6 protein-coding genes are annotated in these 8,548 nt (G+C 64.7%); 2 read left to right on the top strand and 4 right to left on the bottom strand.

What is annotated here, in order from left to right:
- Positions 1-24: 24 nt before the first annotated feature.
- Positions 25-1,557 (top strand): TolC family protein, encoded by a 1,533-nt coding sequence (locus ABC728_RS19720; RefSeq protein WP_416618539.1) that lies wholly within the window; start codon positions 25-27, stop codon positions 1,555-1,557.
- A 265-nt stretch (positions 1,558-1,822) separates the two neighbouring features.
- Here the strand turns inward: ABC728_RS19720 and ABC728_RS19715 are convergent, their stop codons facing one another.
- The 4 genes from ABC728_RS19715 to ABC728_RS19700 form a co-directional block, all read right to left on the bottom strand.
- The gene (locus ABC728_RS19715; protein ID WP_416618538.1) at positions 1,823-2,026 is read right to left on the bottom strand and encodes a DUF4287 domain-containing protein; all 204 of its coding nucleotides are present in this window, start codon (positions 2,024-2,026) and stop codon (positions 1,823-1,825) included.
- Between the two features lie 157 nt (positions 2,027-2,183).
- Positions 2,184-3,626 (bottom strand): helix-turn-helix domain-containing protein, encoded by a 1,443-nt coding sequence (locus ABC728_RS19710; protein ID WP_416618537.1) that lies wholly within the window; start codon positions 3,624-3,626, stop codon positions 2,184-2,186.
- Between the two features lie 158 nt (positions 3,627-3,784).
- Positions 3,785-4,456: an HAD family hydrolase gene (locus ABC728_RS19705; protein ID WP_416618536.1), complete on the bottom strand. Its 672-nt coding sequence runs from the start codon at positions 4,454-4,456 to the stop codon at positions 3,785-3,787.
- Positions 4,457-4,471: 15 nt separating this feature from the next.
- Positions 4,472-6,040: a diguanylate cyclase gene (locus ABC728_RS19700; protein ID WP_416618535.1), complete on the bottom strand. Its 1,569-nt coding sequence runs from the start codon at positions 6,038-6,040 to the stop codon at positions 4,472-4,474.
- A gap of 263 nt (positions 6,041-6,303) precedes the next feature.
- Between ABC728_RS19700 and ABC728_RS19695 the strand changes: the two genes are divergently transcribed.
- Positions 6,304-8,541, top strand: coding sequence for a S9 family peptidase (locus ABC728_RS19695; protein WP_416618534.1), 2,238 nt, complete (start codon positions 6,304-6,306; stop codon positions 8,539-8,541).
- The last annotated feature ends 7 nt before the right edge of the window (positions 8,542-8,548 follow it).

The following is an 8,548-nucleotide window of genomic DNA, read 5'->3' as shown; positions in this document are numbered from 1 at the left end:
CCGGCCGACCTGGAGAGCCCAAGAATGAACCGCATGTCCCGCAAAAGCCGCGTCAGCCTGCTCGCCGGCTCGGCCATCCTGCTGATCCTCACCGGCTGCACCGTCACGCCGGAACCCCTCACCCTGGACCAGCAGATCGCCCAGGCCGCCGCTGACCGTCAGGCCATGTTCGCCAGCCAGGAGGCCGTTACCGCCCCCCTGACACTGGAACAGGCCATGGCCCGCGCGCTGAAATACAATCTTCAGCACCGCGTCACCCTGATGGAACAGGCGCTGGAGGACAGGATCCTGGGCACCAGCGGCATCGATATGCTGCCCAAGCTGGCCACGCGGGCCGGTTTGCGCACCCGCTCCAACGTCCTTGCCTCGGTTTCGGAATCGGTGGAAACGGGCCAGGTCTCTCTGGTGCCGTCGACAAGCTCCGAACGGACCAGCGCTTCGGTCGACCTCCAGCTCGGCTGGAATGTCCTGGATTTCGGCCTCTCCTATTACGGCGCCAAGGCGCAGGCCAACAAGCTGCTGGCCGCAGAGGAACGCCGCCGCCGCGTCGTTCTCAACATCATCGAACAGGTCCGCGCCGCCTGGTGGGAAGCCGCGACCGCAGAGCGCCTGAAGCCCCAGGTCGCCGCCATCCTGGATGAAGCCCGTCAGGCGCTGGAACAGTCCAGACAGGCCGAGGAACAGCGCCTGCTGCCCCCGCTGGATGCCCTGCGCTATCAAAAGGCGCTGCTGGAAATCGTGCAGCAGCTCGAAGCCCTGGAAGCCGATATGGCCATCGCCAGGACGCAACTCGCCAGCCTGATGAACCTGCCACCCGCCACGCCGGTCCAGGTCGCCGTTCCCGATGAAGCCAGCCTGGTGGTACCGAAGCCCGGATATACGCTCGCCGATCTGGAAGCCATCGCCATGGTCGAACGGCCCGAAGTCCGGGAAGAGGCCTATATTGCCCGCAATGCGGCCATCGAAACCCGCATGAGCCTGCTGAAGCTGCTGCCGGGGGCCACCCTCTTCGCCGGCCTCAATTATGACAGCAACGATTATCTGGTGAACAATGATTGGGCCGACGCCGGCGTCCAGGTTTCCTGGAACCTGCTGAACGTCCTGCACTGGTCGAAGATCGAAGAAGCCGGCGAGGCCCGGGAGAAGGTGGCCGAAATCCGCAGACAGGCCCTGCGCATGGCCGTGCTGGCCCAGGTCAACCTCGCCTGGCACCGCCATGCCCGCGCCGAGCGTCTCTATGACCGCTATGCGAGCCTGGAAGCCGTAGAAACCCGTATCCAGAACCAGATCGCCGCCGCCGCGGCCAGCGATGCCCAGACGAAACTCGAGCGCATCCGTTCCGCCGCTTCCGCCCTGCTGGCAAAGCGGGCCCGCGACCGGGCCTATGCCGAACTCCAGAATGCCTATGGGGCGATCAACCAGGCCGCAGGCTTCGACCCGGTGCAGCAGGCCGACAGTGAAAGCAACATCGAAACCATCGCCAACGCCATCAATGCGCAGGCACAATTGATCCAGACCGGCGCGGGCAGCCGGGCACTCCAGACCCCCGGAAGCTGAGCGCCCGTCAGAACACTCTTATATCAAGTCCCGGTGATCACAACCGATCACCGGCCTCAATCGCCGGCGCCAACATTCGTTGGCTTGGCTGCGCCGCACGAGCGGCGTGATGGCGGTCGCCGCCGTACCGGATCCATACCGGCCCAACGGCCCGGTATGCCCCTCACCCCGGCGACAAGCCGGGGTGAGGGGCTATCACGGTCGCAGGCAAGCCACTGATAAAGGGTAACGATAGGGCGAAGCCGGAAGCGCTTCCGGGCATGTACTATTCGCGTAGCGTATCCGCGACGAGCGCATTGGCATGGCCATGCCCCATGCCATGCTCTGCCTTCAGCCAGGCGACAAGCTCCATATGCTTTTTCCCGCTCTGCCCGCGGATAAGCGCTTTCCACTCCGCGATAGGGCGGCCGTATTTTGCCTCGATGGAGGGGAAATAGGAGGCAGGCCCCTTGATCGCATCTTTTGTCATGACACTTCCCGGACAACAATGACTTCAACTGCGGACAATAGCAGAAATAGCCTTCTATCCCCCTATATGTCTGTCCGGAAAATTTTATTTTACTTCAATGCCTTATACTATTTTGCGGTGATCAGAGCCTATTGGCTCTGATCACCGCAAAATAGTATCAGACCGCCCCCACATTCACATAGCTGGAAACGCCGCGGATATGCTCATCCACCGCCAGGCGGTGGGACAGGGGCGGGAAGGCGCGCTGCGTGCAATCCAGGCGCGGGCAGATGCGGCAATTGACGCCGATCGGCGTCGCCGTCTCCGGATCGGACAAATCCAGCCCATCGGCATAAACGAGTTGCCCCGCATGGGCCAGGTCGGACCCGATGGCGATGGCGAACTGCCGGGCCGGCTGCTTCCAGCCGCCGCCCGGCTTGGTGACCGTGCGCGTTATGGAAAAATAGGTGGTGCCGTCCGGCAGGCGTGCCAACTGTGTCTGGATTTCGCCGGGATGGCGGAAGGCATCATGCACATGCCAGCGCGGGCAGGCCCCGCCGAACCGCGCGAAGTGAAAACCCGGCGCGGCACTGAATCGCTTCGACATGTTGCCGGCCGGATCGACCCGCGCGAAGAAGAAGGGCACGCCCTTCGCCCCCGGCCGCTGCAACGAGGTCAGCCGGTGGCAGACCTGCTCGAAACTGGCCACGAAGCGCCGGGACAATATTTCGATATCGTACCGGACCTCCTTGGCTGCCATCAGGAACCGGCCATAAGGCATCATGATGGCCGAAGCGACGTAGTTCGCCAGCCCGACCCGCGCCAGCTTGCGGGATTCATCATGGCTGAAGCTGCCACGGGCCACCGCCGCCTCCAGCAGCGGCGCATGGCCCAGCAGCGCCGCCTGGCTGGCGAGCTGGAACGTGCGGCCCGCCGGGTCCAGCATTTCAGAGATCAGCACACGACGGGAATGCCGGTCGAACCGGCAGATGGCGCCGCCCATCACCTCGGTCGGCATAAGCCGCACCCGCACCCCGTGCTTCTTCAGCAGGTACGCCGACAGCGACCCGTACAGGTTGCCCCCCTCCAGATCACCATCGATCCACAGGGTTTCCGCAGCCGTTTCCAGGTCGGGGAAATGATTCTGCTCCCCCTGGAAGAATTCCGACACTTCCTCCTGCGGGAAGGCCTGGGCACCCATCACCTGCAACTTGTCGCGGTCGGCCACCTTTTCCGCCAGGGCACCCAGATCCTCCCGCGCCTCCCGATAGGCGCGATAGAGCGAGACGATGGCATGGCCCAGATTGGGGGCGGCGGCGGCCACCTCCTTCATGTCCTGGCCCTTGATGTCACCCGTCTCGAACAGGGGGTCGGCGAAGACCTCACGCATGCTGGCCACCAGCCGCGTCTCGTCATCCTCCGCAAAGCTCGCCATGTCTATGCCATAGACCGACGCGATCTTCAGCAGCAGCGGCACCGTCAGGGGCCGCTGGTTCGCCTCGATCAGGTTCAGATAGCTGGGGGAGACGCCGATCTCCTCCGCCATCTGCGCCTGAGTCATCTTCAGGTCGCGGCGCAGGCGGCGGACCTTGTGGCCCAGCATGGCTTTCTTTTCGGACATTCGCGGATTCTGTCCCCGGATGGCCCGCCGGCAGGGGCGGGACAGTTCGGGGGGCGGCTGGGCCTGCCCCCGATAAACAATTAAAATCAGCTACTTGCCGTAGGGAAGACCATATCAGACCTGAACCCGCCGGCGCAAGCGGCCCCTGGTTCGCGGCGTCAGGCGAACAGGGCCCGCACGCCGTGCAGGTCATCGGCCACATGCAAGGCCAGACGGTGCATCTCCGCCGTCGCCGGCAGCAGGTCCGGCACCATGACGGGCATCAGTCCGGCGGCATGGGCGGACCGGATGCCATTATGGCTATCCTCCAGCGCAACGCACAGGGACGGATCGGCATCAAGCCGGGCCGCAGCCGTCAGATAGGGTTCCGGATGCGGCTTGCCCCGCTCCACATCGTCACGGGTGACCAGAGCGGCGAACCGGTGGCGGATGCCGGCCTGATGCAGATGTTCCTCCGCCTTGTCCCGGCCCGTGGAGGTGGCGACCGCCAGGGGCAGGCCCAGCACCTCCAGATGGTCGATGATCTCCACCACCCCCGGCATCAGGGCGATGGCCGTGCGCAACAGGGCAATCCGGGTCTGGAACGCCGTGCGGAACCGGCCAAAGCCTTCGTCACCGCCGAAAAAAGCCCGCAGCATGGCATAGGTTTCCGGCCAGGGCGTACCGATGATGCCGGCATAGAAATCGTCATCAATGGGCTGGCCGATCTCGTCGGCGGCCCCCAGCGTGGCGACGCGGACATGCCGTTCGGTGTCGATCAGCAGCCCGTCCATGTCGAAGATCACGGCCTGGACGGTGCGGGGAAAAGCGGGAAAGGACAGGAGGGTCACGGGACGCGGCGGCCTTCAGGTTGGGGGAAGCGCGGACGCCTCCACCCGGTCGCGCCCATTCTGCTTGGCCAGATACAGCGCCTGATCGGCCCGGTCCAGCAGCTTGTCCAGGCTTTCACTCTCCCCGCGCCATTCGGCCACGCCGATGCTGGCCGAAAGGGGAATGAACCGCCCCTCATGCTCCACGGGATGGGCGGCGATGGCACTGCGCACGCGCTCGGCCACCTGCGTCGCCGCGGCAAGGTCCGTTTCCGGCAGCAGCACCACCAATTCCTCCCCGCCATAGCGGGCAAGGCTGTCACTGGTGCGCAATGCGGCGGCGGTGCGGCTGGCCGCGCTGCGGATGGCCATATCGCCCGCCGCATGGCCGAACCCGTCATTGATGCGCTTGAACTGGTCCATGTCCAGCAGCAGGACGGCGAAGGTCCGGCCATAGCGCCCCGCCCGTTCCCGCTCCGCCTGGGCCAGTTCCATGAAGCAGCGGCGGTTGAGAATGCCAGTCAGGCCGTCCGTGCTGGCCAGTTGCTCCAGCTTGGCGTTGGCATCCAGCAGGGCGGCCGTGCGCTCCGCCACCCGGTGTTCCAGGGTCTGCGTCAGGGCGCGCAGGTCGGTATTGGCCTGGCTCAACCGTTCATAGAGCACCAGATTGACAAGGCCGGCGGCGAACTTCGCCGTCAGCACGCCCAGCATCTCCGCATCGGCCGGCAGCAGCGGGCGGTCGCAATCCAGAAGGGCGAGGAAGATGGTGCCGTCCGGCCCCGGCATATGCAGCGTGGCCGACCGGCCCGATACACCGGTGCGACGGACGGCCAGCGCAGCTTCCAGCCTGTCATGCAATGCCGATCCCGGAGCCGGGGGCATCAGGGGTGCGAGACTGCCGGTCACGGCCAGGGGACGGAACCGCCCGCCGGCGCCGCCGCCCCCTGCCAGATCATCCACCACACAGACCAGCCCGCTGGCATTGGCCCCCAGGATGGGGCCGGCCTGTTCCAGCATGGTCTGGGCGTAGGCATCGATCCCCATATCGGGACGCAGCCGGTCATCCAGGGCAATCATGCGGCGCAGGCCGCGCCGGTTCGCCTCTATCGTGACGATGCTGTCATAGGCGCGCAGCGCCGCGATGACGGTGGTGAACAGCTTCTGCGCCGTCAATTCCGTCTTCGCCTTGTAATCATTCACGTCGTAATCGGCGATCACCCGTTCTTCCGGTGCCTGACCCGGCTGGCCCGTGCGCAGGATGATGCGCACGGCACTATCAGCCAGATCCTCCCGGATGGCGCGGACCAGCCGCAGGCCGGCATCGTCGGTTTCCATGACCACGTCCAGCAGGACGAGCGCGATATCCTTTTCCGCCGACAACATGGTCTGCGCCTGGGCCGCGGAATAGGCGGACAGCAATTCCAGCGGGCGGTCGCGGAAGCACACCTTGCGCAAGGCATAGCGGGTGACCGAATGCACCTCCTCATCATCATCGACGATCAGGATGCGCCAGGGCGGCCCCTCCGGCAGGCGGCGTTCCGGCAGCGGTTGGGGCGCGCCCTTCAGCGTGCCATCCTCCGCAAACAGGAAATCGTCCTGATCCACAGCGACACCCCATTTCCCCGATTGCCACGTGGGCAACCAATCCAACCAAATAATGCAAAAGACAGGAAACTAACAATATCAGCAAAACGACCGCCCCACCCTTGACGTGCGGGACGGCGAAACCGGTCAATTAAGTGTGATCATAAACCCTTTTGCGCCTGAATTCCCGTTATAAATGATGACCATGCCAGAAAACGCCATTGGCGCCCGCCCCGCGCTTGCCTATCCTGTTGCGCAATTCCCAGGCCAGCGAAGAGGCGGAAATGTCCAGTAGCGGTAAACCAGCCGGCGGGCCACGCCGGCCCGGCATCCTGATCCTGTTCGCCGCCCTGGTCGGTGCCACGACGCTGGCCTATGTGATGATGCCGAGGAAGCCTGTGGAAAAGCCTGCCGAACCCGTCGCCGAAGCGCCCCTGCCCCCCCTGCGGCAAAGCCTGTTCGCCGCCCCGCCCGTGGCCAGGCAGGTGCCCGTGGACCATGTCCGCCATGGGGAGACCTGGACCGACCCCTATGACTGGCTGCGGGACAAGGATTATCCCAAGGTCGACGATGCCGACGTGCTGGATTATCTGAAGGCGGAGAACGCCTATACCGACCAGGTGATGGGCGGTGAGGAGGACGGGCTGCGCGCCGCCCTGTTTGCCGAATTGAAGGCACGGGTGAAGGAGGACGACACCGGCGTCCCCTACCCGCGCGGCGCCTATGTCTACCAGTCGCGCTTTTCCGCCGGCCAGGACCACCCCGTCTTCGTGCGGTGGCCCAAGGACGGTGCCAGCAACGGCGAGCAAGTGGTGCTGGACGTCAACACCCTGGCCGAGGGCAAGGATTTCTATGACGTGGAGGCGCTGGAACCCAGCCCTGACGGCCGTTACCTGGCCTACAGCTTCGACGATAACGGGTCGGAGAATTTCACGATCGTCGTGAAGGACATGCAGAGCGGGGAGCTGGTCGGTGAGCCGATTCCCGGCACCTCGGGTTCCGTCGTCTGGGCTGCGGACAACCGCACCCTGTTCTATGTCCTGAAGGATGAAAGCCAGCGGCCCAAGCAGGTGATGCGCAACAGCCTGGGCGCTGCCCCGGCCGCGGCGACCCTGGTCTATGAGGAAGCGGACCCGTCCTGGTGGGTCGGGATCGGTGAAAGCCAGTCCGGCCGCTTCGTGGAGATCGGCAGCGGCACGCTGATCGCCAATGAAACACGCCTGATCCCCACCGATGACCCCACGGCAGCCGCCCGCGTGGTCATTCCACGCCAGGACGACCGGCTTTATTCCGTGGCCGACCAGGGCGAGAATCTTTGGATTCTCATCAACGACAAGCATCTGAATTTTCGCCTCGTCCAGGCGCCGCTGGCCGACTGGTCGGAAGGGAACTGGACGGAGGTGATGGCCGGCAGTGACCGCCAGTATCTGACGGGCCTGCTGGCGCTGAAAGACTGGCTGGTCGTCTTCGGCCGCCAGGACGGAACGCAGCAGGTCTGGGTGCGCGGAACGGACGGGCAATCGCACACCATCGCCTTCCCCGACGCCGCCTTCGCCGTCTCCCCGCTGAACAACGAGGAATATGAGACGGGTACCTTGCGCGTGCGCTACCATTCGCTGGTCACGCCGCCGACCGTCTTCGATTACGACCTTGCCGGGCGCACCCTGACCGCACGCAAGGTGCAGGAAATCCCAAGCGGGTACGACCCGTCTCTCTACACCTCCGAACGACTGATGGCGCCCGCGCGCGACGGCACGCCCATCCCCGTGTCCATCGTCTATCGCAAGGATTTCAAGAAGGACGGCAAGGCACCGCTGCATCTCTACGGCTATGGTTCCTATTCCATCGCCATGGAACCCGGCTTCTCCACGGCCCGCATCGGCCTGCTGGACCGCGGCTTCGCCTATGCCATCGCCCATATCCGCGGGGGGGAGGAGATGGGCCGCCCCTGGCACGATGCCGGGCGCCTGACCAACAAGCCGAACACTTTCAACGATTTCCTGGATGTGGCCCAGTTCCTGGTCAACCAGGGATATACAAGCCCCGGCCAGATCAGCATCGAAGGCGGCTCGGCCGGCGGCACGCTGATGGGGGCCGTGCTGAACATGGGGCCGGACGGCATGTTCGCCGGCGCCGTGGCCCATGTACCCTTCGTCGATGTGCTGAACACCCTGTTCGACGAGACGCTGCCCTTGACGACGGGTGATTATCCGGAATGGGGCAACCCCAATATCCCGGAGATCTATCAGGTGATGAAGACCTACAGCCCTTATGACAATGTGGCCCGCCGCCCCTATCCGCCGATCCTGATCACGGCCGGGCTGAACGATTATCGCGTGACCTACTGGGAGCCGGCGAAGTGGGCGGCAAAGCTGCGCACCCACAAGACCGACGACAATGTACTGCTGCTGAAGACGGAGATGAGCGCCGGTCATGGCGGCTCCACCGGCCGATTCGACAAGCTGAAGGAGGTGGCGCTGTCGCAGGCCTTCATCCTGCGTGCCCACGGACTGTCGAAATGACCCCCAC

This window comes from Niveispirillum fermenti, from assembly GCF_052474395.1.
This window is presented reverse-complemented; position numbering and strand designations above follow the sequence as displayed.

Bases quoted from the DNA above. Each gene is read 5' to 3' on its own strand.
- ABC728_RS19715 (WP_416618538.1), bottom strand. From the start codon at position 2,026: ATGACAAAAGATGCGATCAAGGGGCCTGCCTCCTATTTCCCCTCCATC.
- ABC728_RS19720 (WP_416618539.1), top strand. From the start codon at position 25: ATGAACCGCATGTCCCGCAAAAGCCGCGTCAGCCTGCTCGCCGGCTCG.
- ABC728_RS19695 (WP_416618534.1), top strand. From the start codon at position 6,304: ATGTCCAGTAGCGGTAAACCAGCCGGCGGGCCACGCCGGCCCGGCATC.
- ABC728_RS19710 (WP_416618537.1), bottom strand. From the start codon at position 3,626: ATGTCCGAAAAGAAAGCCATGCTGGGCCACAAGGTCCGCCGCCTGCGC.